Genomic DNA, 24,980 nt, shown 5'->3' with positions numbered 1-24,980 from the left:
CGTGAGCGCCCAGTCGAATCAACTTATGTTTCTACGTCGGAAGCCCTCGATACCGACGGAAAGTATGCGGCCCAGTGCGTAGGAACAAGCGCTACACCCTTCTCGCGGCAGGTTTGGCCGCCGTGGTCCTGCTCACCGGTTGCTCGGCCGGCGGGAACGGCGGAACCCCGGTGGACGGCGGCGAATTCATCAGCGGCCTGTATCTGGAACCACGCGGGCTGGACCCGCACCGGCAGACCTTCTGGGAGACCTACCGGGTCTCCCGCAATATCTTCGAACCGCTCGTCGGGGAAGACCTGACCGCCACGACAGGTGTACCCGGCCTGGTTCCGGTGCTGGCAACGAAATGGGAGCACAGTGCCGGTGGTCGCGTCTGGAATTTCCAGCTCCGCGAAGGTGTCACTTTCCACGACGACTCCCCGTTCGACGCGGCCGCGTTGGACAAGAATGTCCGGCGGGTCTGGGATCGCTCCTACGAGTTCTTCGACGAGGAGAGCGCGGGCCGGGTACAGGTGTGGTTCGACAATCTTCGTGCTGCCCGCCCCACCGGTACACACAGCTACACCTTCGAATTCGACAAGCCCTTCCTCGGCTTCCCGCGCATCCTGGCGCAATCCATGTACACACTTCCCATCGGGAACCCGGCGGTGTGGGAAAAGTACGGGAACAACGGATTCGCCGAACATCCCGAAGGCACCGGCCCGTACCGGTTCGAATCCCGCGCGATCGGCGATCGCATCGTGCTGCAACGCAATCCCGGCTACTGGGGTACTCGACCGCGCCTGGATACGCTGACCTTCCGGGTGATTCCCAACAACCAGACCCGGGTCGCCTCCCTGCTGAACGGTGAAGTGGACCTGGTCAGCTACGTCCCGCCCGACGATGTCGAATCCCTGGAGAACGCGGGCTTCGACGTCCCCGCGGGCACCGGCGCCGAACTCGTGTACTTCTCCTTCAACCGGAAAAATCCCGTATTCGACGACGCCCGCGTACGCAAGGCTCTCATCCACGGTTTGAACCGGGATGCCCTGGCGAAAGAGGTCTACAACGGGTATGCCACACCCCAGTATTCGTTCCTGCCGCCGGGCAACGAAGCCTTCGACCCGGCGGTGCGGGATTTCCCCTACGACCCGGACCGCGCCCGGCGGCTGCTCGCCGAAGCAGGTTACGGCCCCGGGGAACTCCGGTTCGGCCTCGTCATCGATGTGGCGAACGAGAATGTGGGCCAATGGCTGCAAGCTCATCTGAAGGAGATCGGCGTCGAGGTCGATATCGTCAGCCTCGACCGCGTCAACTACTCGTCGCGCATCCGCAACCCGCAACCGGGCGACGGCCTGAGTATCGACGAGTTCGGTGAGACGAACGCCGAATGGCTGCACAACGGGTACACCGGTTTACAGAACCGCGGCTTGGACCCGGCCGAACATCCTCAGGTGACCGCGGCCATCGAAACAGCCCTGCACGCTCCCGACGAGGGTGCGCGGATCGGGTTGTGGAAACAGGCCGAGCAGAAGCTGCGGAACGAGGCCCTGGTGATTCCCGCAGTGAACCTGAACCGCTACTACGCGACCGGTCCGAACGTGGAAGGTTTCGTGTTCCCGGCCACGAACTGGTACGACCTTTCCCCGGTCTGGTTATCGGGTACCCGATGAACCGGTTGCGTCATATCGGGTTGCGGGTCCTCAATGTGCTGCCCATCCTGTTCCTCGTTTCGGTGCTGGCATTCCTGCTCGGCGCGCTCACCCCGGGCGACCCGGTGGATCAGTTCGCTCTGCGGTTCACACCCCAACAGCTCGACGACCTGCGTGCCACCTACGGGCTGGACCGCCCGCTGTGGGAGCAGTACTTCGTCTGGCTGAAGAATCTCGCCGCCGACGGCGGCGGATTGTCGCTGACCCTGGGTACGCCGGTATTCGATATCCTCGTCTCGCCCTTCCTCAACACGCTGATACTCACCGTCGCCGGGACCGTGGTGTGCGTGGTGTTCGGCACGCTGATCGGCGCTGTCGCCGGGATCTGGCACGGCACCTGGGTGGATCGCGCGGTGATGCTGGTAGCCCAGATCGGCAGCAATCTCTCGGTGTACTGGTTCGGGCTGGTGCTGATCAGCGTGTTCGCCCTGCAACTGGGCTGGCTACCCGTGGGCGGGATGCAGTCCCGCGGCGGCGGTGGATTCGGCGATCTCCTGCAGCATCTGGTGCTGCCCGCGATATCGGCCGCACTGATCTCCATGCTGGTACTGGCCCGGTTCGTCCGGATCGGCATCGTGCGCGAAACCGGCACCGAGTATGTGCGCACCTTCCGGTCGCAAGGGATGCCGCGACGAAAGATCTACGGCAAGAATGTCTTCCGGAATATCCTGCCGAGTCTGGTCAATATCACCGGCCTCGAAATCGGCACCTTGATCACCGGAGTGTTCTTCGTCGAAATCGTGTTCAACTGGCCCGGTATCGGCACCCAGCTGGTGAATGCCGTGAACGGTAAAGACTATCCGGTGATCCAGGGCGGGATCGTGCTGGTGGCGCTGTGCTATCTGGTGGTCAATCTCGTCACCGATGTCATCGTCGACGCGCTCGATCCACGATTGCGAGGCACGTGATGGTCTCCGTCCGAGTGTCCCGTCCGCCGCTGGCCGCCGGTCGGCGAGAAATCCGCGGGCGGCGCTACAGCGCGCAATTCGTCGCCGCCGTCGTACTCATCGGCGCCGTGGTGGTCGTTTCTCTGTTGGCGCCCGTACTCGCGCCCTACGACCCGCTGGTGACCGATCCGTCCGCCAAGTTCCTGCCGCCCGGCAGCGCCGGGCATCTGCTGGGCACCGACGATCTCGGCCGGGACCTGCTGAGCCGGCTGCTCTGGGGTGGCCGGACCTCGCTGCTGCTGGCGGTTCTCGCGGTAGCCGCGGCCACGGTGGCCGGGTCCGGAGCCGGGCTGCTCGCCGGTTTCGCCGGCCCGAAGGTGAGCGGTGCCGTGATGCGGGTCGTGGACATGTTGTTCGCCTTTCCGGTGATTCTGGTGGCGGTCGCGCTGGCCGCCGTCCTGCGCCCCGGGCCCGTGGTCGTGGTGGCGGCGATCGCGTTCACCGTGGTCCCCTATGTGACCCGCGTGGTGTTCACCGAGGTGAAACAGCAGGTCCAGCGCGAGTACGTCGAGGCCGCCACCGCGCTCGGCGCCACCCGGTGGGAGCTGATGGTGCGCGAAGTACTGCCGAATGTGCGCGGCGCAATCGTCGTCTACGGCACCGGCATGGTCGCCACCATGGTGGTGTTCTCGGCGAGCCTGAGCGCGGTAGGAATCGGCGTGCAGCCCCCGACCCCCGATTGGGGCCAGATGATCGCGTCCGGCGCGAAGGTCGTGCTATCCGGGCATATGCATGTGGCGGTGATCCCGGGCCTCGCGGTCGTGGTCGTCGCCCTGGCCTTCAACTGGCTCGGCGACGCCCTGCACGACCTGTCGAACCCCCGCACCCGAGGAAACCGCCGATGACCACGCTGTCCACACCGCATACCCGCCCCGGCGAAGCCGGTGCCGCAACGCGCACCGTCCTCGAAGTCGACAACCTGAGCATCGCCTACCCCGGCGACGAACCCGGCGACCCGACGGTCGCGGATATCCGGTTCACCCTCACCGCCGGCGAAGTACTGGCCCTCGTCGGGGAATCCGGTTCCGGGAAGAGCCTCACGGCGGCCGCGATCATCGGCCTGCTGCCACACGACGCACGGATTACCGGCGGGGCCGTCCGCTTCCGCCCCGATCCGAACGATGTCGTCGAGCTCACCGCGCTCCCCGACCGCCGGCTCCGCACCTACCGCGGGTCCGGGATCGGCATGGTCTTCCAGAACCCGCTCGGCGCCCTGGATCCGGCGCACCGCATCGACACCCAGCTCGACGAGATCATCGTCCACCATCGCCCGGAGCTGCGGCGGTCCGCGCGTCGCACACTGGCGGCCGGCTGGCTCACGCAGGTCGGTTTCGATGCTCCGGACCGCGTTCTGGCCTCCTATCCGCACGAACTCAGCGGCGGAATGCGCCAGCGGGTCGCGCTCGCGCTGGCCGCCCTGGCCGAACCGCTGGTACTGATCGCCGACGAACCGACCACCGCGCTCGACACCATCGTCCAGCGCCAGATCCTCGATCTGCTCCGCGATATCACCCGCGCCACGGGATCGGCGCTGCTGTTGATCACCCACGATTTCGACGTGGTCGCCCATATGGCCGACCGGGTGGCCGTGCTCGCCCAGGGCCGGATCGTCGAAGCCGGAGCCCGGGAGAAGGTGCTCACCGCGCCCGATCACCCGTACACCCGGCGGCTGCTGGATGCGGTGCCCCGGCTGGGTAAACGCGCGACCCTGCCACAGTGGGACGGACCGCGTCGCCTGGCGTCGCCACGCGTCCGGCCCGTGTCCGCGACCGGTGCCGGCACCGGGAACACCGTACCGGTCGTGCGGCTCGATGCGGTCTCCAAGCGATTCCGGGTGGGTGGATTCGGAACCGGGGTCACCGCACGGGAATTCGTCGCGGTGGACAATGTGTCGCTCACCGTGGCGCCCGGCGAAATCTATGGGTTGATCGGGCCTTCCGGCTCAGGGAAGTCGACCCTGGGCCGCGTACTGGGAGGACTGCTGCCGGCCACCGCGGGTTCGGTGACCTTCGACGGAAATCGGGTCACCGGTGCGGCACCGGCCGAACTGCGCGCGCTGCGGTCGCGACTGCAATATGTCTTCCAGGACCCGGTCGGCGCGCTCAACCCCGCGCTGCGTGTCGGGGAGCAGATCGCCCGGCCGCTGTACCGCTTCGGCCGGGTGCGGAACCGGAAGCCGGCGGCGGAGGCGGTGGCCCGGTCGCTCGCGCTCGTCGGCCTGGCCGCCGATTTCGCCGACCGGTACCCGCACGCACTGTCCGGTGGCCAGGCGCAGCGGGTCTGCCTGGCGCGGGCGCTGGCGCCGGAACCCGATCTGCTGATCCTCGACGAGCCGACCTCCTCGCTGGATGTCTCCACCCAGGCCGAGATCATCGACCTACTGCTCGAGCTGCGCGGACGCCTGAACCTGACCTGTGTGTTCATCGGTCACGATCTGGGGCTCGTGGAATGGGTCAGCGACCGGATCGGTGTACTCACCGGTGGCCGGCTGGTCGACGAATTCCCCACCGCACACCTGTACGACAGCGCGCGCTCCGCCGAGACCCGCGCACTACTCGACGCCGATCTCGGCCGACGGAAAGAACAGGCGGCATGACCTCTGCACGCTCCGGCACCCCGATCCTTGCCTTGGCGGTGACTACCGCCGAAGCCGCGGCGATCCTCGCCGACAACACCCTGCGCACCGCGTGGGAGCGGCAGCCGGCCGCGTTCGCGGTGATCGGAATCGACCGGCTCACGGGCCCCACGGCCACCGATCTCGACCCCAGCCTCCTGGCCACGGCACTCGCCACCTACGGCGGACCGCCCGCACTCTTCGCCGCTGCCGCCCATATCGACCTGCCTTACAACCTCGCCCGGCGGGCGCTCTCGCTGGATCACCTCACCCGGGGCCGGTCCGGAATCCTGCTCGGCGACCGCGATTCCCGCGGCCGCACCGGTGATGCCTGGAGCGGAGCGGGTCTGGGCAGCAGCGCCGAACTCGGGTCGGAGACCACCGCGGATACTGCCCGCGCCCTGATCGGGTTGTGGCAGAGCTGGCCCCGCGACAGCATCATCGGCGACAAGGACAGTGGGATCCTGGTGCGGTCCGACCTGATTCGCCGGGTGGACCACCTCGGTGCCGCCCGCACGGCCGGACCACTCAGTATTCCGGCCTCGCTCCAGGGCACACCGGTTCTCGCCCGGTTCGTCACAGTTCCGGAATCGGGGACGTCCCGACCCGATACGGGCGAGCTCGCCGTACTCGGCGGCTTCCCCGACCGTGGTTCCGTCGCCGCTGCCCTGGAACACAGCACCACTCCAGTTGTCGCCGAGGCCGCGGATATCGATACCGCCGCCGGCCTGCTGACCGCGGGCGCCCACGGAATCCTGCTCCGCACCGGCACCGGCGGCTCCCCCGCCGAGACCGCCACCGACCTGCTGCGCACTGTGGCCGCATTCGTGGCGGACCACGGTGAACTCGGCGCTCTCGACCCCCATACGACCCTGCGGGCTGTGCTGGGCCTGGCGCCGCCCGTCGATCTGCCGGCCGGCGCCCCACCGGCGTTCGCCGAACCATCGCCCGCCGTCTACCGCTGAAACCGCGCGCAGTGCACCGACTTACCGAAGGGACCCCATGACAGCCTCCACCTCGACCGATCGGAGATCGCTGCCGGCGGCCCCCGACGCCGGATACGAATCCCTCAGCGCGACCTATCAACCCGTCTTCGATCGTATCGCCGAAGGCAACCTCGCCCGGGAACGTGCCCGCGAATTCCCCTACGAGCAGGTCCGTCACCTGGTCGACGCCGGATTCTCCCGATTGCGGATCCCCCGCGAACTGGGCGGCGACGGCGCGACCCTGCAGCAATTGTTCCGCCTGCTCGCCGATCTCGGCGCCGCCGACGCCAATGTGGCGCATATCTTCCGCAACCATCTCGCCTTCGTCGAGGACCGGCTGAACTCACCGGAGCATCCGGCCACCGGGATCTGGCTCGAACGGTTCCGTCGCGGCGAGTTCGTCGGCGGCGGCTGGACCGAGGCCAACAACGCGAAATTCGGCGATATCGGCACCCGGATCAGCACCGTCGACGGCGTCACCCGGGTCACCGGCGAAAAGTTCTATGCGACGGGCAGCCTCTACGCGGACTGGCTCGATGTGATCGGCAAGGACGCCGACGACCGCCTGGTCACCGTGCTCGTCCCACGGGAGCAGCCCGGAGTCACCCTCGTCGACGACTGGGCCGGCTTCGGCCAGCAGACCACCGCCAGCGGATCGGCCCGGTATCGCGACGCGGTGGTGGACGAACACGGCCTGTTCCCCGCCGAGGAACGCTTCGCCTATCAGGGGCTCTTCTATCAGACTGCGCTGCTGTCGGTGCTGACCGGCATCGCCCGGGCGGCGTTCCGTGACGGCACCGCCGCACTGCGCCGCCGGCCCCGCAACTATCCGCTGGGCCTCGACGAGGTACCTGCCGGCGACCCCCTGCTCCAGCAGCGCATCGGCATCCTGGCCACTCGGGTGTTCGCGGCGGAGGCGGCGCTGGAAAAGCAGGCGGCCACTCTCGACGCCGTTGCCGAAGCCCACTTCCAGCAGGACGCGGAGTCCGAGCATAGGGCACTCGTCCAGGCGACCGTGCGCACCCACGAGGCGCAAACGGTCGTCATCGAATCCGCGCTCGAGGTCACCGGTACCGTGTTCGACGCCCTCGGCGCCTCCGCGACCGCGGTCGACGCGGGCCTCGACCGGCACTGGCGCAATGCCCGCACCCTCGCCTCGCACAACCCCCGCGTGTTCAAGGAACGAGTACTGGGTGACTACTACGTCAACGGCACACCACCGGCAGGCGGATCGAACTCCTTCCTGCGCCCGCAAGGCCAAGGAGCGTGACCGGATGACCGAACCCCGCACCGGCCACGTCCTTCTCGGTGTCAATGTGCTCGTCTACGGCTATATCCCCGCCGCGTGGCGGTCACCGCTTCTCGGGGCCCAGGATTTCGTCGAACCCGCGTACTGGGAGCGGATCGGCCGGCTCGCCGAACGCGCCCGGCTCGACGCGGTATTCCTCGCTGACGCACTGAGTCTCGGTGATCCTGCCTACGACGCCAACCCCATCCGGCTCGACCCGGCGGTCGTGTGGGCGCATATCGCCCGGACCACCGAGCATGTCGGCCTCATCGCCACTGCGTCCACCACCTTCAACGACCCCGTAGACCTGGCCGCCCGTATCCTCACCCTCGACCACGTCTCGCACGGCCGCGCCGGCTGGAACCTGGTGACCACCCGCGACGACCGGTCCGCCGCCAATTTCGGCCTCGAGCAGGTGATTCCCCGCAGCCGACGCTATGAACGCGGCGCCGAATTCGCCGAACTCTCCCGCGCCCTGTGGTCGGCCGCCGGAACCGGTTCCCGGGTCCGCCATCACGGCACTCATTTCGACTACGACGGCGAATTCCGCGCACCCGCCTCACCACAGGGTATGCCGGTCCTGTTCCAGGCCGGCGGATCCCCCGGAGGCCGCGATATCGCCGCCCGCTACGCCGACGGCGTATTCACCGCCGAGATCACACTCGAGACTGCGCGCGAGCACTACCGGACCGTGCAGGCCGGTGCGGCGCGGGCCGGCCGCGACCCCCGCGACATCGCGATCATGCCCGGCCTGCTACTGACCCTCGGATCCACCGAGGAAGAGGCTCGGCGCCGCGTCGACGAACTGTACGAGTCGAGCCCCAGCGCGTATTCGGCGGCCTGGCTCTCCCATGCCATCGGGGTCGATATCGCCACCCTAGATCTCGACGAGCAGTTCCCGGACGAGGCACTGCGCGGCCCCGCCGATCCGGAGATCTTCACCGGCAGTATCGGTTTCCGCGAATCCATTCTCGAGCAGATCCGGCAGACCCGCCCGACCGTCCGGGAGTACCTGCGCGAGACGCGCTACTCCGGTTCCGGGCACGGCGGTTTCGTGGGCACCCCGGAGCAACTGGCCGACCGCATCGAGCAGTGGTACCGCAGTTACGCCTGCGACGGCTTCAACCTGCAACCCGATATCCTCGTCGACAGCCTCGAGGTGATCGCCGACGAACTGGTCCCGCTGCTGGTATCTCGCGGCCTCTTCCGCGCCGACTACGAAACCACCACGCTGCGCGGTCATCTCGCCGCCGCCGCAGCGCCTCGGGACCGCATGGTCTCCGCGCCCCTGCCTCGCTGGCAGCGGCACTGCGACGGGTAGTCGGGCTGGCGGCGCCGGACAGGGCCCCAGTGGCTCGCGGTGCCGACACATGAATCGTATGGCGTTATACCGCTGACTCCGGTCATCGTCGCTATCCGGCCGGTCGCGGCGGATACGGCACTCACCGCACCGATCGGTTGCGCTCGACCCTGACCCGCGGCGGCGCGTCCTGACCGGGCCCGGTCAGGACCCGCGGGCACCCTCGAGTCCCCATTCCCGGGCGAGCAGGCGGTGCGAAGTCAATCGGTCCGCGTGCCGGTGGGTGACGCTCGTGATCACCAGTTCGTCGGCGCCGGTCAGCTGCTGTAGTGCAGACAATCGCGCAGCCACGGCGGCCGGCGTTCCGACGAACTGAGTGTTCACCCGGTCGTCGACCAGTCGGAGCTGGTAATCGGTCAGCGGCGGCGCGGTCTCGGGATCCGGATATTCGGTCGCTCCCGCGCCGCTGCGGATACTGGCCACCCAGTGCCCGTAGGTGGCGGCGAGATGGCGGGCCCGGGCTTCGTCCTCGGCAACGACCACATCGGCCGAAACCACCAGATAGGGCTCCCGGAACTGCTCCGACGGCCGGAACGCCGCGCGATAGGCCGCCACGGTTTCCAGGATCGTCCCCGGCGATACGTGGTAGTTGGCCACGAACGGCAGCCCGAGGCACCCCGCCAGCTGCGCGCTCTCCCCGCCGCTGCTGCCGAACAGCCACACCTGCACATCGGCTCCCTCTCCCGGGACAGCCCGCAAGTGGATTCCGTCGGCGGTCGTGTACGTCCCGGCCAGCAGGGCACGGATCTGCGCGATCTGTTCGGCGTAGTCCGGCGGTTCGGCGCCGGGCAGCAGTAGCGCCTCGAGCGAGGCCGCGAGCCGGCTCGTATCCCGGATCTGCGCGGGTGCGAACGGGGGCGGGACGACCACCCCGTCACGCACCACGGTCGGTCGTGGTGAGCGCAGGGACGGCGGAGTCCCCATGGCGCGCAGTTGTGGCAGGCGATGCGCCGAACGTCCCAGCCCGAGATCCAGCCTGCCCGGGTACAGCGCATCGACGGTGCCGAAGGCCTCCACCACCGACGCCGCGGTCCGATAGCCCGCCTGGACAGCGGCGGAACCGACCCGGATGGTCTCGGTGGCGGCGGCGATGAGCGCGATCAATTCGGTCGGCGCCGACGAAGCCACCGCTACGAAGTGATGTTCGGCGACCCAATACCGCCGGTATCCCCAGGCTTCGGCGTGCCGGGCGAGATCGATGGTGTTGCGAATCGCCTGCCGCGCATCCGACCCCGTGCTGATAGGGGAAAGGTCCAGGACAGACAAGGGTGTGGTCATGATGCGCGCATCTGCTCTGCGGCGCCGTGCGGATGGCGCATGCCGAGATGTTCGCGCAGCGTCGTTCCCTCGTATTCGGTGCGGAAGCTACCGCGGTCCTGTAGTTCCGGCACCACCGTGTCGACGAATTCGTCCAGGCCTGCGGGAGTGAGGTGCGGTACGAGTATGAAACCGTCGGCCGCGTCCGCCTGTACGTAGCGATCGATCTCCGCCGCGATGGCGGCGGGTGTGCCGACGAACTGCTGGCGGGCGGTGACCTCGATGACGAGTTCGCGGATACTCAGTTTCTCCGCGTCGGCACGTGCCCGCCACTGGCGCACCAGGGCTTCGGGGTCTCTGGTGTGGCGGACCCGGCCGCGGGTGATGGTCACATCGTCGAGCGGTTCGAGCTCCGGCAGGGGGTCGTCGGGATCGTAGGCGGAGAGGTCTCGGCCCCACACCTGTTCGAGGAAGGAGATCGCGGTCTGCGGGCTCACCTGCCGCAACCGGATCTCCCGGGCCCGTTCCTCGGCGTCGGCGGCGCTGTCACCGATCACGAAGGTGGCGGCGGGCAGGATCAGCAGGTCACCGGGGTCGCGGCCGTACTTGGCCAGCCGTTTCTTCATATCGGTGTAGAACTGTTGTCCCGCTTCGAGTTCCCCGTGCCGGCTGAAGATCGCGTCCGCGGTGGCGGCGCCGAATTCCCGGCCCTCCTCGGAGTCACCGGCCTGGAGCTGTACGGGATAGCCCTGGGGGCTGCGTGGCAGGACGAAGGGGCCGGAGATATCGAAGTGTCCGCTCCGGTAACGCACCTCGGGAAGCTGCCGGGTGAAGACACCGCGGTCGCGGTCGACGACCAGTGCGTCGCCGGACCAGCTGTCCCACAGCCTGCGAGTGGCGGCGACGACCTCGGCGGCACGCGTATAACGCTGGGAATGATCGAGGTAGCCGCCACGGCGGAAGTTCTCCCCGGTGAACGCATCGGACGAGGTCACGGCATTCCAGGCGGCCCGCCCGCCCGAGAGATGATCCAGTGTGGCGAACTGCTTCGCCAGTTCGAACGGTTCGTTGAAGGTGGTGTTGATGGTGCCCGCCAGCCCCAGCCGCGTGGTCACCCCGGCGAGCGCGTTGAGCACTGTGAAGGTGTCGGGCCGGCCGACGACGTCCAAGTCGTGGATCCGGCCGCGGTGTTCGCGCAACCGCAGGCCCTCGGCGAGGAAGAAGAAATCGAACAGTCCCCGCTCGGCCGTGCGGGCCAGATGGACGAACGAGCCGAAATCGATCTGGCTCCCGGATTCGGGATCGTTCCACACCGTGGTGTTGTTGACGCCGGGGAAATGGGCTGCGAGATGAATTTGCTTGCCGGTCACACCTGTCGACACGTTCATACTCCTTCGGTCACATAACGGTTCAGAGGCCGCGGCAACCCCAGGCGGCCGCGCAGGGTCGGCAGCGGTGCGGGAATGCGGTCCAGGAACGCGGCCTGTGCCAGTGGTTTCAGGACCAGCCCATCGGCAGAGCATTCGCGGTGGGCCTGCCCGACGAGTTCACGCAGCGAGGCCGGAGTGCCGATGTGGCGCAGCGAGGCCGAGGCCGGACCGGTGCTCCAGGAATCCAATTGCGCTACCTCCGCTGCCGCCGCCTGGTCCGACGCGGCGAGATGGACCTCGATATCGAGCAATATCCGGACCAGGTCCGGATCCCGGCCCGCGGCGGCGGTGGCCGCCCGTAATACCGACCTGGTCTCGGCGGCCGTCGCGAGATCCGGCGCGGAAATGCGGAGCAGATCTGCCCGGTGCACGGCCACGCGGGTGGCGTGCGGGCCGTCCGCCCGGATCGCGATCAACGGCTGCCCCTGGGGCGGCCGCGGGGTGATCGAGGGGCCCTTCACCGAAAAGTTGTCGCCGGTGAAGTCGATGTAGTGCAGTTTGCCGCGGTCGATGAACCGGCCGGTCGGCGCATCGCGGATCTCCGCGTCGTCCTCCCAGCTGTCCCACAGCCGGGCGACCACCTCGATCGCCTCGTCCGCTTCATGCCACAGCGCGCTGTCCGGCTGTTCCGGTTTGCGCCCGAACAACCGGGCCTGTTCGGCGCCGGGCGAGACGGTCACCTCCCAACCGGCCCGGCCGGACGAGGCGAAGTCGAGACTGGCGACGGCCTTGGACAGATGAAACGGTTCGGTATGGGTGACAGGCCCCTGTGGGATCAGGCCGATACGGGTGGTCGCCGGCGCGACTCGCGCGGCGATCCCGACCGCGTCGAGCCGGCCGCGTGCACCCCCGGATTGCAGTGCGAAGGAATCCGGTAGGAACACCAGGTCGAGTCCGGCCCGTTCGGCGGCGGTGACCGCGTCCACCCAGAAATCGGCGGTGAACAGGTCCTCGGCCCGCGAATCCGGGCGCCGCCAGGATGCGGGATGCGCGCCGGTGCCGTCCAGTTCGACGGCGAGCAGCAGCGATGCGGCGGGTGGCATCACATGGTCCTTTCCTTCTGCCGGTGGCGCCGTGCGGCGCCGGGAATCGCGAGCAACAGCTCACGGGTGTACTCGTGCCGCGGTGCCTCGAACACCGCTGCGGTACGCCCTGTTTCGACAATTCGCCCGGCAAGCATCACGGCGACACGATCGCTGACATCGCGCACTACAGCCAGGTCATGGGAGATGAACAGATAGCTGAGGGCTAGGTCGGTTTGCAGTTCGCCGAGTAGCTCCAGGATCTGTTCCTGGACCGAAACATCCAGCGCGGATACGGGTTCGTCGAGAACGACCAGGTCCGGGCGAAGCGCCAGTGCCCGGGCGATGGCCACCCGCTGCCGCTGTCCGCCCGACAATTCCGCCGGCCGTCGCCGCGCACTGGAACTCGGGAGGGCCACCCGGTCCAGTAGTTCGGTGACCTGCTCCCGGCGTATCGCCGGGGAACCGATACCGAACGCCTGCAGCGGCTCGGCGACGATCCGTTCGACAGTGAGCTTCGGATTCAACGAGCCGTAGGGGTTCTGGTACACGATCTGGACGCGTCGCCGCCATTCCCGCAGCCGCGAGCCGCGCAGCGTGCCGATATCGGTGCCGTCGAACACGACGGTGCCACGATCGGGCGCCTCGAGCCGGGCGATGATCCGCGCGGTCGTGGATTTGCCCGAACCGGATTCCCCGACGAGGGCCAGCGTTTCCCCGCGATCGATCGTCAGGGCGGCATCATCGACAGCCGTGAGGCCGGCACCGCGGCCGACCGGAAAAGTCTTGTGCAGGTTCCGGGCCGACAGCAGCGGTGTGGCCGCGCGCGGACGGGTGGCCCGCTCGGGGCGGCGCGCACCCGACGCCGCGTCGAGCAGGCGGCGCGTGTACTCGTGGCGGGGTCCGGTGAGCACCTCCGCGGCCGCGCCGCTCTCCACGATCCGGCCGTGGCGCAGGACCACGATCCGGTCGGCGCGATCGGCCGCAACACCGAGATCGTGGGTGATCAACAGTACCGCCGTCCCCGATTCGGCGGTACGGCCCGCGAGGTGATCCAGGATGCGCCGCTGCACGGTGACATCGAGCGCGCTGGTCGGTTCATCGGCGATCACGAGACGCGGCCGGCACGCCAGCGCGATCCCGATCAGCACGCGCTGACGCTGGCCTCCCGAAAGATCCTGCGGAAACTGCCTGGCGCGGAGTTCGGGCCGGTCGATCCCGGCCTCGTCCAGGATGCGGACCGCCTCCGCCCAGGCCGTGCGCCGGTCCGCGCGCCCGTGGATCCGCAAGGTCTCGCCGACCTGATCGCCGATCCGCAGTACCGGATTGAGCGATACTGCCGGATCTTGGGGAACGAGCCCGATTTCGGCACCGCGCACCCGCCGCCACGCCCGCTGCGTCAGCCGGTCCAACCGCCGGCCACCGAATGTGACGGTGCCCGCCGTAATCGCGCCCCCGCCACTCAGCAGACCGATCACCGCGTGGGCCAGACTGGATTTCCCGGACCCCGACTCCCCGACGAGCGCGACGGTTTCCCCGCGGTGAATCATGAGCGACACACTGTCGACCGCCGTGGTGGCGGTGCGGCCGGTGCGATAGTCCACCCGCAGATCTCGGACCCGCAGGACCGGGTCCCCGGCCACGGCACCGATCCCGTTTCCGGCGAGCACGGCCGCTCCTGTCACAGTGACCATCCGGCGAAGTACGCGCGCGGCATCCGTTCGGCCAACCGGGTGGTGAACGACCATCCTTCCCGGAGGAAGCCGGCCGTGCGGCGCACCGCCGTAATAATCGGGTCCGGCGCCGGATCGGGTGCTGTATCGCTGTGCGCGGACCGTTCGCCGGTCCCGTGCATTGCTCCGGCCACCGGCTCGGCGGCCGTACTCGTGGTCCGGCGGTTGTCGTCTCGGTTCATCGCAGTCCCTCCTGGGCGAGTGCCCGGCCCAGGCGCTGGGTCGCCAGTACCAGCGCGACGATCACGAGGCCGGGCAGGGTGGTGAGCCACCACGCGGTGGCCAGATAGTTGCGTCCTTCCGAGATCAGCGAGCCCCACTCCGGAGTCGGCGGCGCAGCACCGTATCCGAGGAAACTCAGCGAGGACACGGCGAGCACCGCGAGCCCGAATTCCACGGCGGCCAGCGCCGCCACCGGTGCGTAGGCATTGCGCAGTACGTGCCGTACCAGCACGACATACCAGCGCACACCCGAGGCATACGCGGCCTCCACATAGGCGGCCCGGCGCACCCGGAGCACCTCCGCGCGCATCACCCGGGCGAACCGCGCGACGAGCGCGAGACCCACCGCGAGCGCCACATTGCCGGTGCCGAATCCGAGAACGGTCACCAGAGCCAGCGACAGCAGCAGTTCCGGAATGGAGAGCAGAACATCCACCCCGCGCATCAACGCACTGTCGAGGACGCCGCCCACCGCACCCGAGAGCAGACCGAGGAGCGAACCGGCCACCAGGCCGATCGCGACCGCGAGCACCGTCGCGGTCAACGACAGGGCCGCCGCGTGCACTACCCGGGTGTAGAGGTCGCGGCCCAGGTTGTCGGTCCCGAACCAGTGGTCGAGGCCAGGACCCTGGAATTTCTCGCTCGGCACCCCGATCAACGGGTCGCGGTCGGTGAACGGCCCCGGCACCAGCGCCCAGCCGAGCACGAGCACAACGAAGCCCACCGAAACCGCCACACTCACAGCCGGCCATCTCGTGCGCTCGCGGAACCGTGCGCGGCTCCCGCCCGGGGCCGGCCCGGCGGCACCGTTTGTTTTCGATTGCGCGTCCTCGCCCACATCCGCCGCGGCTTCTCCGCGCACACCTCCCGCAGCCGCGGTCGACTCCCCCACCTGCTCCGCGTTCACTTTCGCCGCAGAGTCTCCGTCCGCCGCAGCGTCCACATCGCGCGCGGCCCGAATGTCCGTGGGCGACGATCGCACGAGGTCCGGGCGCTTCGCCGCAGCGCCGTTCCTGCGGAAGTCAAGCACGAGCCGGCTCCTTCCCTCGGTGCCGCTCCACCACGCGCGCGTCCACCAGCGGATACACCAGATCCACCAGCAGATTCACCAGCACGTACGCCGCCGCCCCGAGCAGCACGATCCCCTGTACCACCGGAATGTCCTGGTTCAGCACCGAAGTCTGGGTGAGCCGGCCGATACCCGCCCGCGCGAAAACCGTTTCCACGATCACCGATCCGGCGAGCACCGTGCCCACCCAGATGCCGGCGACGGTGAGCGCCGGACCGACCGCCGCCCGCAGCACGTGCCACCACAGCACCCAGGCGCGAGAGGCGCCCTTGGCGAAGGCGATCGCCACGAACGGCTGCTGCCAGGTGGTGATCAGATTGCTGTACAGCACCTGTGCGATCACCGCCCCCACCGGCACGGCCAACGTCAGTGCGGGCAGCACAGTCCCGGCGAAACCCGTGCCACCGAAGGCCGGAACCAGGCGGAGCTGGAAGGAGAACAGCTGCAACAGCAGCAACCCCACCCAGAAGGTCGGCATCGCCGCACCCACCGACGGCAGGGCCGTCAGCAGTCCGCGCAGCCACGGGCGTTCCGTGTAAGCGGCGGCCGAGGCCAGCCCGGCACCGAACACCACCGCAAGCGCCAGGGCGGATCCGGCGAGCGCCAGGGTCGACGGCAGTGCCTCGCCGAGGGCGGCCGTAACGGATTGACCGGTGGTCAGGGAGAATCCGAGGTCGCCCTGAACGGCATGGGTCAAGGCGGTCCAATACTGTTCCCACACCGGTCGGTCCAGCCCGTACCGGGCCTGCAGTTCGGCGACCGCGGCGGCGTCGAGCGGTGTTCCCGGGCTCGCGTCCACCGCGAGTTGCACCGGGTCCGCCGGCAGGAGGAACAGCACCGCGAAAGTGACGGTGAACGCCGCCCACAGCACACCGGCCGCCTGGAGCACCCGGATCGTCATATAGCGGGCCATCGTTGTCACCGGCCGCTCAGCCAGGTGTCGTAGAACTGCAACCGCGCCGAGGCCTCGAACGACAGGTCCTGCACCGCACCCGTGACGCCGATGGCCTGCGAAAGCTCGATCGTGGGGATCCACAGCCCTTCGGCGAGCAGCAGCCGCTGTGCCTCGCCGATCAACCGGTTGCGCTCGCCGGTGTCGAGGGTGCGCAACTGTCCGGACAGTGGCGCATCGAGCGCGGGCATCGCCCCGCGCGCATTGAGGTTGCGGCCGTCGAGCCCGAAGTTGGTGCGCAGGATGTCGCCGTCGGCGCGAGTGGTGTTGTAGTAGATCGTGTCGAAATCCTTGGTGTTCTGCCGCACGGTGTAGTCGGCGTTGGAGGCAAGTTCCAGCCGCAGATCGACTCCCGCCGCCCATAACTGCTGCTGAAGCAATTCCAGAATTGCCTGGTTTCCGGCGAATACCTGGCTGAAGAGCACGCCGAACGACAGCCGCTGCCCGTCCTTCACACGGATCCCGTCGGCGCCGGCGAACCAGCCGGCCGCGTCGAGGATGCGCTGCGCGGCGGGCAGATCGAATCCGGTATCTGCCGCCAGGTCCGCGTACCCGGGAGTTGTATGGGCGAGAGGGCTGGTGGCGGCCCGGAACTGCGGGCCCAGAACGGTATCGACGAGTTCCTGCCGGTTGATCGCCGACACCAGCGCGGCACGCACCGCCCGGTCCCGCAACGGACCGCGGGTCACATTCGGCTGCAGCCCGAAGGTGATTCCGGGATTCGAGGCAGTCGCCACCCGCCCGCCGGCGGCCTCGATCTGCGGAATGTCTTGGGGCAGGGCATCGCTGATCGCGTCGAGCTGACCCGATGCCAGACTGCCGGTGCGCACACCCGATTCCGGCACGACGGTGAACTCGATCCCGTCCAGATACGTTTCACCCTGATGAGCGAATACCGCCGAGCCCCAGTTGTATCCGGCCCGTTTCGTCAGCGTGACCTTATCGCCCTGGCGGTACTCGGCATAGGTGAAGGGCCCGCTGCCGATGACATCCCCGAGGCATCGCTGCTCGGCCGGCTTCGCAGTCGTCGCCGCCGCCAGGATGGCGAGCTGCGGTGTCGAGGTCGCCTGCAGGAATTGGGCGTTGGGTGTGCCGAACCGCACTCGCGCGGTGAGCGGGCCCACTACGTCGGTCCCGGTGTAGTTCGCGAGGTAGGTCGTCGCCAGCGGCGCCTTGGCACCGCCGAGGGTATGCACGATCGAATCGAATGTGGCCCGCACCGAGTCCGCGGTCAACGGGGTGCCGTCGCCGAAGGTCACACCGTCGCGTAGATGAAACGTGAAGGTGGTGGCATCCGGGCTCACCTCCCAGCGCTGCGCCAGCCACGGCCGGATTTCGCCGGTGGCCGGGTCCTGATCGGTCAGCGAATCGGCGATCTGCCGGGTGACGTAGAGGGTCTGATTGGTGCCGCTCTGCGCCGGGTCGGAACAGGTCGGCGCCTGGGACAGGCCGTACCGCAGCGTTCCTCCGGGTTGCGGCGGCCCCGTAACCCCGCCCTCGGGCCCGGAATCCGCACAGGCACCGAGGGCAAGTGTCACGGCCAGTATCCCCGACAGGGCAACGGTTCGTTTCATCGCGCACTCCGCATCGCGCCGTTCCGCACTCGGACCGGTCTCGTCTCGCCGGGATTCCTCCACCGCGGACCCGGACGTAGGGAAACGGTAGGCAGACAGCGGCGGTGAGTCGCCGGTCTCGCTCAGGCTGAATCCAACTCCCCCAGCGCCGGGCACGTCGACCGCCGACCGGCGCTACTTCGCGGTGCTCTCCTCCGTCGTCGCATACATTCGGTCCCCGGCGGCGCATCACGTCGATGGCCGAACCTTGGCGGCGATATCTACCGTCCGGCTACGACAGACCGGGCTCAGCGCGGGCGTGTCACGTTCTGGGGGAACTGACCCTCAACGTTGCCGTGTGGGCTGTAGAGAGCGACGCCGACTGTGTAGCCGTCCTCCGAAGCGTGGCCGATACCGAGCCGGGTGCTGGCCTTCCACACCATCTGCGTGAAATGACCCGTTGCCATGCTGAACCCAGGGTTGTCGAAGTCGTAGCTCTGGATCTCGTCGTACCACATCTGGGTGCCCATCTGCACAAAGGAGACGGCGTCCCAGCTGCCCTCTCCCCCGACGAGGTTCTCCCCGGCGCCGTTCTTGTGGGGGCAGCTGTGATCGATCGTTCGCTTGGCGGCGTAGTACTGCGCGCATTGCTGGGCCAGGCTGTTCAGATTCTGGGTCGAGGTCATGGCCGGAGAACCGTGCTCGGCCCGGTACTGGTTGTGCAGGGTGAGCCCCGTCTGCGCGTAATCGTCCTGTGCGGCAGCCGGGCCGCCGGAGACGAGCGCGGCGAGCATCACCGCGGCAACAACTGGTACGAATCGGCCGAAACGCACGACGACCTCCCGAGGCAGAGCAGGACACAACAGAAACCAACCACGCGCACCTCGGAACCCTCACAGAGCCAGAGCGTTTCGGGATCCAGTCAGCATACCCGGACTCGCCGATGTGCTGCTGAAACCCACTACCTGTGGTCGAAGCATTGGTCCACGGGACGAGTCGATCGCGGACCTCGCTGCCCGCCTCAGCTATTCCTGAGCCAGCGCCTTTCGCCGGGCATTCCGTCGATGGACCAGAAGTGCTCCGATCGACTACCGAGGAACCCAGCTCCGCGCTTCGTCCATGCAGTTGACGTATAACAGCCACTGCGGCAAGCTCCTTCGTCAACTGCTGCTGGAGATGCCGGGCGATGCATGCGACCCGCATGACGCGCCGGAGGGGAACAGTCGATGAGTGCGGAGAACGGCGACCGGGTGCTGCTGATCAGGGATGTCGTCCGAGACGTCATCGCCGATATCGCTCCCGACGAGTTGCCCTTTGTCGACCGGTTACGACAACTGGACGACGAGCGGGTCGTTCGATTGCTGAGTCGGCGTCGCCGTGGCCGCGACCTGCTCGGATTCGGCCTCGACGAGATGGTCGTCCTGGCGAGCCCCGTGGTGTGGATAGTGGTGAACGAGGCCGCGCAGCGATTCACCAACAGCGCGATCACCGGCGGCGGCAAGGCGGCACGTTTCGGGCTCCGCAGACTGCTCGGCCGTACCGAAGCCGCATCGGCCGTCCCCGAGATGACGCGGGACCAGATCGCCGAAGTACGGGCACGAGTGCTGCAGTCCGCCACCGACAGCGGAATGGATGAGGAGCGGGCACGGCTCGTTGCCGATGCCGTAGCAGGCCGGCTGGCACTCGGCGCGGCGCCCGATCCCGATCACACACCGGAAGATGGCCGGAGTTCCGCGGCCGGTTCGGAGGCAGGGCCGGACAGTGACGCCGGTGTGCCGCACTGATCGGCTGCGTAGGAAGGCCTCACCATCTCCGGTGATTCGAACACAAACGTAACGTCCGCCCACACCAGGGTCTTTGCGGCGGGCACCGCGATTCGGTTCGCACTCCTGCTGTCGTTCATCGTCGTCGACAGCCTGTCACTGCTGTCGTCGGCCGCGGCGACGTATCGCGGAGGCGACCGAACCTGGTCCGAACTCTGCCGCCTGGCGGTCGGTTACGATCTGACGCAGGCGTACAAGTCCACCGAAATGCTCGGCTCTCTCGCGTTCATCGAGTCGTGCGAGGCCTCCCACGGTGTCCAGCCGCCGGTCTGGTGGATGGCATTCGGCACCGCGGCGGTATTCGTGGTCGCGGCGGTGATCTACCTCTTGTTGCCGGCGTGGCGGCACCGGCGCGGTGGCCCGCTACTGGCGGTCGATCTGGACTCGTCCGACGAACTGGCTTGTCAATTACGGGAACTCGTAGCAATCGCCGCTCTGCCGAAAACTCCGCGGTTCGTGATCGATCCGCGTGCCGACGCCGTCAGTGCCGTCGTATTCGGACGGCTGGGCCGGTATACGGTGTGCCTCACCGCTGGGCTGGTCGCGCGCAGCAGCACCGATCCGGGTGTGCTCCGTGATGTGGTCCTGCACGAACTTGCGCATATCCGCAACCGCGATGTCGACATCACCTATGCCACGGTGGCACTCTGGCGATCCCTGTTGATCTGCGTGGTGCTTCCCTACGTGATCGGCGACTTGGTGTCGCTGGCCATGCACCCCGACGTCTGGCGTGCCCATTGGGAACTAGGCGTACGCAGTGTCATTCGCGTAACCGTCCTGCTGACTGTGACCTTCCTGGTCCGGGCCGACATCCTGCGCAACCGCGAGTACTACGCCGACGCCGACGCCGCGCGCCTCGCCGGACCCAGCGCGTTCGCGTGGCGGAATCGACAGCAGCAGAGGTCACGGCCTCGATTCGAGGGCTGGCAGCGGTTCCTCGGGCTATGGCGTACCCATCCCGGATGGCCGGAACGCGAACGGTCGCTGAACGACCCCACCGGTCTGTTCGCCGCCACTGCCTTGCCGATGTTCCTCACCGGACTCACAGCACAGGTCGCAAACCTCGCAATCCCCACCATGTCGGCGGGATTCGGGTGGAACTGGAGTTTCGGCCTGATCGACGACCTGTCGGTGTGGCTGACCGCCTCGCTCGTGGTCGGCATCGTGGGATATATCCTGTGGCGCGCAGTCGGTTACGCCGTGCTGACCGGACGCCCGATGCCTTCCGGCTGGGGCGCGGGAGTCTGGCTCGCCGCCGGAATGGCTGTGGGCGAGCTGGTCTCATTCAGGACTGCGGGCGACGAGTTGTTGCCGCCGAACCCGCAGATTTTGCTTGTCTTCGCCGTGACCGGGCCGGTGTTCGCCTGGTGGGTCACGCAGTGCGCCGAGTTGTGGATTCGCGGATGTCGCGGACGGTCTGTTCGTTCGGTGCAGATACTCGGATTGTCCGCTGCGCTCGTCGTTTTCGGCACCTGGTACGGCTATTGGATGAGCGGGCCGTTCCTGCTGCTGATCGGGCCGATTCGTTCCGAGCAGCTGACTCTGCCGGGCACTCCCCACTGGTTCTTCTTACTCGCGGATCTGGCGAACCGCCCGATGGTCTTCGTGGGTGCGGCCGCGCTCTGGGTGTTCCCGTTGCTGGCCGCCGTGCGCAGGCCGGTGACCGAGACACCGACGTGGGTTCGACGGGCAGCCCATGGCCTCGAATCGCCGGATAACTATGCGAAGACGCAAGACACGATGTCGATTCGGCGGGTGGCCGTGGCCTCCGTGGCCGGTGGGGTGCTGTGCATCTCGGCCATCGTGTTGGTCATGGTGGGCCTGCACCCTGGCCAGCCACCGTTGGGCCAGATGACCGATGAGTGGATATTCACTTATCCGTTGCGGTTGACGGCGGGCCTGGGGACCGCCCTGGTGTTGACGGCAGCCACGGTGGCCGCGATAACCAGCCGGTTCCGGATGGTCACCGCGTTGGCGGCGACCGGTGGAGCCGGCCTCATCGGACTACTGGGACTTTTCCTGCTGGCGGCGCTGGACGGTTGTATCGAACCGATGCAGGTCATGGGGCATTTCTGCCACTGGCGGCCGGACGCAGCGTGGGATGTTGTCACGCTACAGGTTCCGTTCGTCCTGGGACTGAGCATCTATCTCGCCGCGATCGGCGCACTGGCCGGCGCCGTCGTTGCCGACGGTGTCCGTCGCCTGGTCGCTCGGCGCGGCCGGCCGGTAGCCGACGATGAGGTTCGCCGACCCGAATCCCTGCTGGTACGCAGGCTCGTCGTAGTGGCCGCGTGCGGATCCGTGATCGCTCTCGGTGCCAACACGGCGATCAATTACTACAACCGCGAGGAACCTCCACCCGGTGCGGAAATGACCTTCGGCACCAAGCCTCCGCGCACACCGGACGTGATCCAGCAGCAGGTCTGGGCGTGGCTGCGGGTCGGCGGCTACGACAGGGTCGCCAGGTTCGGCGTGGGTTTCCGGCAATGGGCCACTGCTTCCGGCGACGCCCTCCGCGCAGCCGAGCAGGCAGGGTTGCCGTCGGTACCGATCGAGCCCGCGATTTTCGTACCGGTGTGTTCCGCCGTCGTTCGCGACGCGGAGGAGTCGATGGCATTCGTCCCGATCCCGGATGACGAGGCACAGCGCGCGTGGTCGGCGAGTTTGGCCCTGGCCGCCGCCGCGGGCACCGACTGCCGCAACGGCATTCAGGACGGCAATGCCGAACTGTTCAACGGATCGATGTCCAAGGGCTTGGCCGCCCGCACCGCGTACGACGCACTCATCGCCCGTCTGAATGCACTCGACGTACTCGACAAGGACCGCTGATTCCTCGATACGAATCAGGTGTCGCCGATGGAGGAAGTGGTCGTAGTGGCCCGCCCTCAACGGCGTGAACTGCAATTTCCCCCCGGGCGGAGGCGGAAATCGCGACCGATGACATCCTGCGCCCGCTGCTTCCCTCGTCAATGTCCCGGCCCGGAGCAGCTCAGAGGCCGGGATCCGAACTAGGGCATGTTCCAGACGCGCACCGTTTTGTCCTTGCCGCCGGAGACGATGACAGTCCTGCCGTCGCGTTGCGCGGTCGTGACAGCCGTGATCCTATCGGTATGGCCGGAGAGAGGCTTGCCCACTGGTTGACCGGTGGCGAGGTCCCAGACATGGATCTTGTTGTCGAAGCCGCCGGCGATGATGACGGTGCGGCCGTCGCGCTGCGACGTCGTCAGGGTCCACGAGAGGGCCGCTGATCCGGTGATGGGTGTACCGACCGGTCGACCGGTGGCGAGATCCCAGATGCGAATCGTCTTGTCGGTGGCGGCGGAGACGATGACGGTACGGCCGTCGAGTCGGGCGGTCGCGACGCTGTAGACGGTATCGGTGTGACCGGTCAGCGGCGGGCCCACGGGGTCGCCTGTGGCGAGGTCCCAGATGCGAATCGTCTTATCGTTGCTACTGGTGACGGCGACCACGCGGCCCTCGCGTTCGGCGGTGGTGATAGCGGTGGCGTAATCTGTGTGCCCCTTTTGGGGTGTGCCGACCGGTTCGCCATCGGCGAGGTCCCAGGCCTCGAGATAGTCCCAGCGGGCGCCGACGATCACGGTACGACCGTCGAGTCGGGTCGTGGTGAGCGCATCGAGGTCGGTGCCGCGTTGGCCGGTCAGTGGATGTCCCACAGCTCGGCCGGTGGCGAGATCCCAGAGCCGGATTGTGTCTCGGCACGCGGCGACGATGACTGTGCGGCCGTCGCGTTGGGCGGTGGCGATGGCTTCGACGCCCTCGTCGCCGGTCAGGGGCGTGCCGACCGGTTGGCCGCTCGCGAGGTCCCAGGTGTGGACAGAGTTGTCTGCGCTGCCGGAAATGATGACCTGGCGGCCCTCGCGTTGGGCGGTGGTAATCGTGGTCACCTCGCCTGCGGGGCCGGTCAGCGTGGCGATGGAATCGTCGTCATCCCCGAGCCGCACGGCAAGAGTGGTGCCGACCGCGAGGGTGATGACCGCGACGACGATCGCGGCGACGATCCACAGCCGGCGGCGGGCGCGGCCTGGGCGGCCGCTGCCCGCGCCGGGGACCGCGCCAGGGACCACGCCGGGCCCACGTACGACAGTCGCCGCGGTGGCCGGTGTAGCGGTGAGCGCGGCGCGTGCGGCAGCGGCCAGCTCACCGCAGGTGGTATACCGATCGGCAGGGTCTTCGGCCAGTGCGCGAGCGATCACCGGGTCGAACGCGACCAGGGCGGGATGTGTCACTCGGTTGCGGTGCAGGCTGATTCAAGTGGGCGTTGATGAGTGCACCGAACTCCCCATACGGGTACGGCTTCACACCTGTGAGGCACTCGTACAGCACGCAACCCAACGAGTAGACATCGACAAGCCGATCGACCGGTCGTGCGCCGAACCGCTCCGGCGCCATGTATTCGAGGCTTCCGATGGTGTCACCGGTCATGGTCAACCGCGACCTGGTAGCCGAATCCACGATCTGTGCGATGCCGAAATCGGTGAGGTAGACGAATTCCGGGACTCCGTTGGTGACCATCGCATTGGCCGGTTTCACATCACGGTGGATCAGCCCCGCGTCGTGGGCGTCGTCGAGTGCCGCCGCCAGCTGTTCCACCACGGTGACTGCCCGCGCCGGAGCGAGCGCTCCGGTCACCGAGAGCACCTCGGCCAAGTCACGTCCCTCGACGAGGCGCATGTCGATGAACAAGCGGCCGTCGTATTCCCCGAACCGGTGAATCGGAACGATATGCGGATCGGTCAGCCGCGCCGCGACACGGGCTTCTCGCTGGAACCGCGCCACATACTCGGCATCACCGGACAATGCCGGCGGCAACAACTTGACCGCGACCTCACGCTGCTGCTCGGTGTCGAAACACCGCCACACCTCACCCATGCCCCCGCGGCCGAGCAGTTCCTCGAGCCGGTACGGGCCAAAACTATCGACCACGAGCGAAACCTACCCGAAACTGTTCTCGGTGGTTCGATCGCGACTTGCTCCAGAGGTTGATGCAACAGCATGATCAGGGCGTCCGCGAG

Annotated in this window: 20 protein-coding genes; 9 read left to right on the top strand and 11 right to left on the bottom strand. The window is 67.8% G+C overall.

Annotated elements, in window-relative coordinates; translation table 11 throughout:
* Positions 1–74: 74 nt before the first annotated feature.
* The 7 genes from ON22_RS25115 to ON22_RS25085 are packed head-to-tail and all read left to right on the top strand — an operon-like array spanning position 75 to position 8,847.
* On the top strand, positions 75–1,652 hold the full coding sequence (locus tag ON22_RS25115; RefSeq protein WP_033247239.1) for an ABC transporter substrate-binding protein: 1,578 nt from the start codon (positions 75–77) through the stop codon (positions 1,650–1,652).
* Positions 1,649–2,599: an ABC transporter permease gene (locus ON22_RS25110; RefSeq protein ID WP_033247238.1), complete on the top strand. Its 951-nt coding sequence runs from the start codon at positions 1,649–1,651 to the stop codon at positions 2,597–2,599. The genes ON22_RS25115 and ON22_RS25110 overlap by 4 nt, the downstream gene beginning before the upstream one ends.
* On the top strand, positions 2,599–3,483 hold the full coding sequence (locus ON22_RS25105; protein ID WP_051158061.1) for an ABC transporter permease: 885 nt from the start codon (positions 2,599–2,601) through the stop codon (positions 3,481–3,483). The genes ON22_RS25110 and ON22_RS25105 overlap by 1 nt, the downstream gene beginning before the upstream one ends.
* Positions 3,480–5,234 carry an ATP-binding cassette domain-containing protein gene (locus ON22_RS25100; RefSeq protein WP_051158060.1) on the top strand — a complete coding sequence of 585 codons (1,755 nt, stop codon included), beginning with the start codon at positions 3,480–3,482 and terminating at the stop codon, positions 5,232–5,234. Before ON22_RS25105 ends, ON22_RS25100 begins: the two co-directional genes overlap by 4 nt.
* Positions 5,231–6,217, top strand: a complete 987-nt coding sequence (locus ON22_RS34915; protein ID WP_051158059.1) for an LLM class oxidoreductase — start codon at positions 5,231–5,233, stop codon at positions 6,215–6,217. Before ON22_RS25100 ends, ON22_RS34915 begins: the two co-directional genes overlap by 4 nt.
* Before the next feature lie 37 nt (positions 6,218–6,254).
* Positions 6,255–7,508 carry an acyl-CoA dehydrogenase family protein gene (locus ON22_RS25090; RefSeq protein WP_051158058.1) on the top strand — a complete coding sequence of 418 codons (1,254 nt, stop codon included), beginning with the start codon at positions 6,255–6,257 and terminating at the stop codon, positions 7,506–7,508.
* A 4-nt stretch (positions 7,509–7,512) separates the two neighbouring features.
* A complete protein-coding gene (locus ON22_RS25085) occupies positions 7,513–8,847 on the top strand; it encodes an LLM class flavin-dependent oxidoreductase (RefSeq protein ID WP_033247237.1) in 1,335 nt (444 codons plus the stop codon).
* Positions 8,848–9,030: 183 nt separating this feature from the next.
* Here ON22_RS25085 and ON22_RS25080 read toward each other — a convergent pair whose 3' ends face one another.
* The 9 genes from ON22_RS25080 to ON22_RS25040 form a co-directional block, all read right to left on the bottom strand.
* Positions 9,031–10,164 (bottom strand): LLM class flavin-dependent oxidoreductase, encoded by a 1,134-nt coding sequence (locus tag ON22_RS25080; protein WP_033247236.1) that lies wholly within the window; start codon positions 10,162–10,164, stop codon positions 9,031–9,033.
* A complete protein-coding gene (locus ON22_RS25075) occupies positions 10,161–11,531 on the bottom strand; it encodes an NtaA/DmoA family FMN-dependent monooxygenase (RefSeq protein ID WP_033247235.1) in 1,371 nt (456 codons plus the stop codon). Before ON22_RS25075 ends, ON22_RS25080 begins: the two co-directional genes overlap by 4 nt.
* The gene (locus ON22_RS25070) at positions 11,528–12,616 is read right to left on the bottom strand and encodes an LLM class flavin-dependent oxidoreductase (RefSeq protein WP_033247234.1); all 1,089 of its coding nucleotides are present in this window, start codon (positions 12,614–12,616) and stop codon (positions 11,528–11,530) included. The genes ON22_RS25075 and ON22_RS25070 overlap by 4 nt, the downstream gene beginning before the upstream one ends.
* Entirely contained in the window at positions 12,616–14,289 is a 1,674-nt protein-coding gene (locus ON22_RS25065) for a dipeptide ABC transporter ATP-binding protein (protein WP_051158057.1), read from the bottom strand. Before ON22_RS25065 ends, ON22_RS25070 begins: the two co-directional genes overlap by 1 nt.
* Positions 14,277–14,510, bottom strand: coding sequence for a hypothetical protein (locus tag ON22_RS25060; protein ID WP_033247233.1), 234 nt, complete (start codon positions 14,508–14,510; stop codon positions 14,277–14,279). Before ON22_RS25060 ends, ON22_RS25065 begins: the two co-directional genes overlap by 13 nt.
* On the bottom strand, positions 14,507–15,274 hold the full coding sequence (locus tag ON22_RS25055) for an ABC transporter permease (RefSeq protein WP_373280891.1): 768 nt from the start codon (positions 15,272–15,274) through the stop codon (positions 14,507–14,509). Before ON22_RS25055 ends, ON22_RS25060 begins: the two co-directional genes overlap by 4 nt.
* Positions 15,275–15,572: 298 nt before the next feature.
* Complete coding sequence (locus ON22_RS25050) at positions 15,573–16,532, bottom strand: ABC transporter permease (protein ID WP_033247232.1); 960 nt, start codon at positions 16,530–16,532, stop codon at positions 15,573–15,575.
* A gap of 5 nt (positions 16,533–16,537) precedes the next feature.
* Positions 16,538–18,145: an ABC transporter substrate-binding protein gene (locus tag ON22_RS25045; RefSeq protein ID WP_033247271.1), complete on the bottom strand. Its 1,608-nt coding sequence runs from the start codon at positions 18,143–18,145 to the stop codon at positions 16,538–16,540.
* Positions 18,146–18,432: 287 nt separating this feature from the next.
* Positions 18,433–18,957: a CAP family protein gene (locus ON22_RS25040; RefSeq protein WP_156052449.1), complete on the bottom strand. Its 525-nt coding sequence runs from the start codon at positions 18,955–18,957 to the stop codon at positions 18,433–18,435.
* A gap of 393 nt (positions 18,958–19,350) precedes the next feature.
* Here ON22_RS25040 and ON22_RS34910 point away from each other — a divergent pair, with 393 nt between their 5' ends.
* Together ON22_RS34910 and ON22_RS25030 are read left to right on the top strand one after the other, a co-directional pair.
* Positions 19,351–19,908, top strand: coding sequence for a hypothetical protein (locus tag ON22_RS34910; RefSeq protein ID WP_051158055.1), 558 nt, complete (start codon positions 19,351–19,353; stop codon positions 19,906–19,908).
* A gap of 246 nt (positions 19,909–20,154) precedes the next feature.
* Positions 20,155–22,776: a M56 family metallopeptidase gene (locus ON22_RS25030; RefSeq protein WP_033247231.1), complete on the top strand. Its 2,622-nt coding sequence runs from the start codon at positions 20,155–20,157 to the stop codon at positions 22,774–22,776.
* A 179-nt stretch (positions 22,777–22,955) separates the two neighbouring features.
* Here ON22_RS25030 and ON22_RS34905 read toward each other — a convergent pair whose 3' ends face one another.
* On the bottom strand, positions 22,956–24,194 hold the full coding sequence (locus tag ON22_RS34905) for a WD40 repeat domain-containing protein (protein WP_081595821.1): 1,239 nt from the start codon (positions 24,192–24,194) through the stop codon (positions 22,956–22,958).
* Positions 24,106–24,891, bottom strand: a complete 786-nt coding sequence (locus tag ON22_RS25025) for a serine/threonine-protein kinase (RefSeq protein ID WP_051158053.1) — start codon at positions 24,889–24,891, stop codon at positions 24,106–24,108. The genes ON22_RS34905 and ON22_RS25025 overlap by 89 nt, the downstream gene beginning before the upstream one ends.
* Positions 24,892–24,980: the final 89 nt, after the last annotated feature.

It is taken from the genome of Nocardia carnea NBRC 14403 (genome assembly GCF_000308515.1).
Taxonomy (GTDB): Bacteria; Actinomycetota; Actinomycetes; order Mycobacteriales; family Mycobacteriaceae; genus Nocardia; species Nocardia carnea.
The sequence above is the reverse complement of the archived record's forward strand: the minus strand, read 5'-3'. Positions and strand labels throughout refer to the sequence as shown.

Excerpts from the sequence above, each read along its gene's own strand:
- ON22_RS25050 (WP_033247232.1), bottom strand. The coding sequence starts at position 16,532 with ATGGCCCGCTATATGACGATCCGGGTGCTCCAGGCGGCCGGTGTGCTG.
- ON22_RS25110 (WP_033247238.1), top strand. The coding sequence starts at position 1,649 with ATGAACCGGTTGCGTCATATCGGGTTGCGGGTCCTCAATGTGCTGCCC.
- ON22_RS25075 (WP_033247235.1), bottom strand. The coding sequence starts at position 11,531 with ATGAACGTGTCGACAGGTGTGACCGGCAAGCAAATTCATCTCGCAGCC.
- ON22_RS25105 (WP_051158061.1), top strand. The coding sequence starts at position 2,599 with ATGGTCTCCGTCCGAGTGTCCCGTCCGCCGCTGGCCGCCGGTCGGCGA.
- ON22_RS25090 (WP_051158058.1), top strand. The coding sequence starts at position 6,255 with ATGACAGCCTCCACCTCGACCGATCGGAGATCGCTGCCGGCGGCCCCC.
- ON22_RS25085 (WP_033247237.1), top strand. The coding sequence starts at position 7,513 with ATGACCGAACCCCGCACCGGCCACGTCCTTCTCGGTGTCAATGTGCTC.
- ON22_RS25030 (WP_033247231.1), top strand. The coding sequence starts at position 20,155 with ATGCTCGGCTCTCTCGCGTTCATCGAGTCGTGCGAGGCCTCCCACGGT.
- ON22_RS25070 (WP_033247234.1), bottom strand. The coding sequence starts at position 12,616 with ATGCCACCCGCCGCATCGCTGCTGCTCGCCGTCGAACTGGACGGCACC.
- ON22_RS34915 (WP_051158059.1), top strand. The coding sequence starts at position 5,231 with ATGACCTCTGCACGCTCCGGCACCCCGATCCTTGCCTTGGCGGTGACT.
- ON22_RS25080 (WP_033247236.1), bottom strand. The coding sequence starts at position 10,164 with ATGACCACACCCTTGTCTGTCCTGGACCTTTCCCCTATCAGCACGGGG.
- ON22_RS34910 (WP_051158055.1), top strand. The coding sequence starts at position 19,351 with ATGAGTGCGGAGAACGGCGACCGGGTGCTGCTGATCAGGGATGTCGTC.
- ON22_RS25065 (WP_051158057.1), bottom strand. The coding sequence starts at position 14,289 with ATGGTCACTGTGACAGGAGCGGCCGTGCTCGCCGGAAACGGGATCGGT.
- ON22_RS25060 (WP_033247233.1), bottom strand. The coding sequence starts at position 14,510 with ATGAACCGAGACGACAACCGCCGGACCACGAGTACGGCCGCCGAGCCG.
- ON22_RS25045 (WP_033247271.1), bottom strand. The coding sequence starts at position 18,145 with ATGAAACGAACCGTTGCCCTGTCGGGGATACTGGCCGTGACACTTGCC.
- ON22_RS25100 (WP_051158060.1), top strand. The coding sequence starts at position 3,480 with ATGACCACGCTGTCCACACCGCATACCCGCCCCGGCGAAGCCGGTGCC.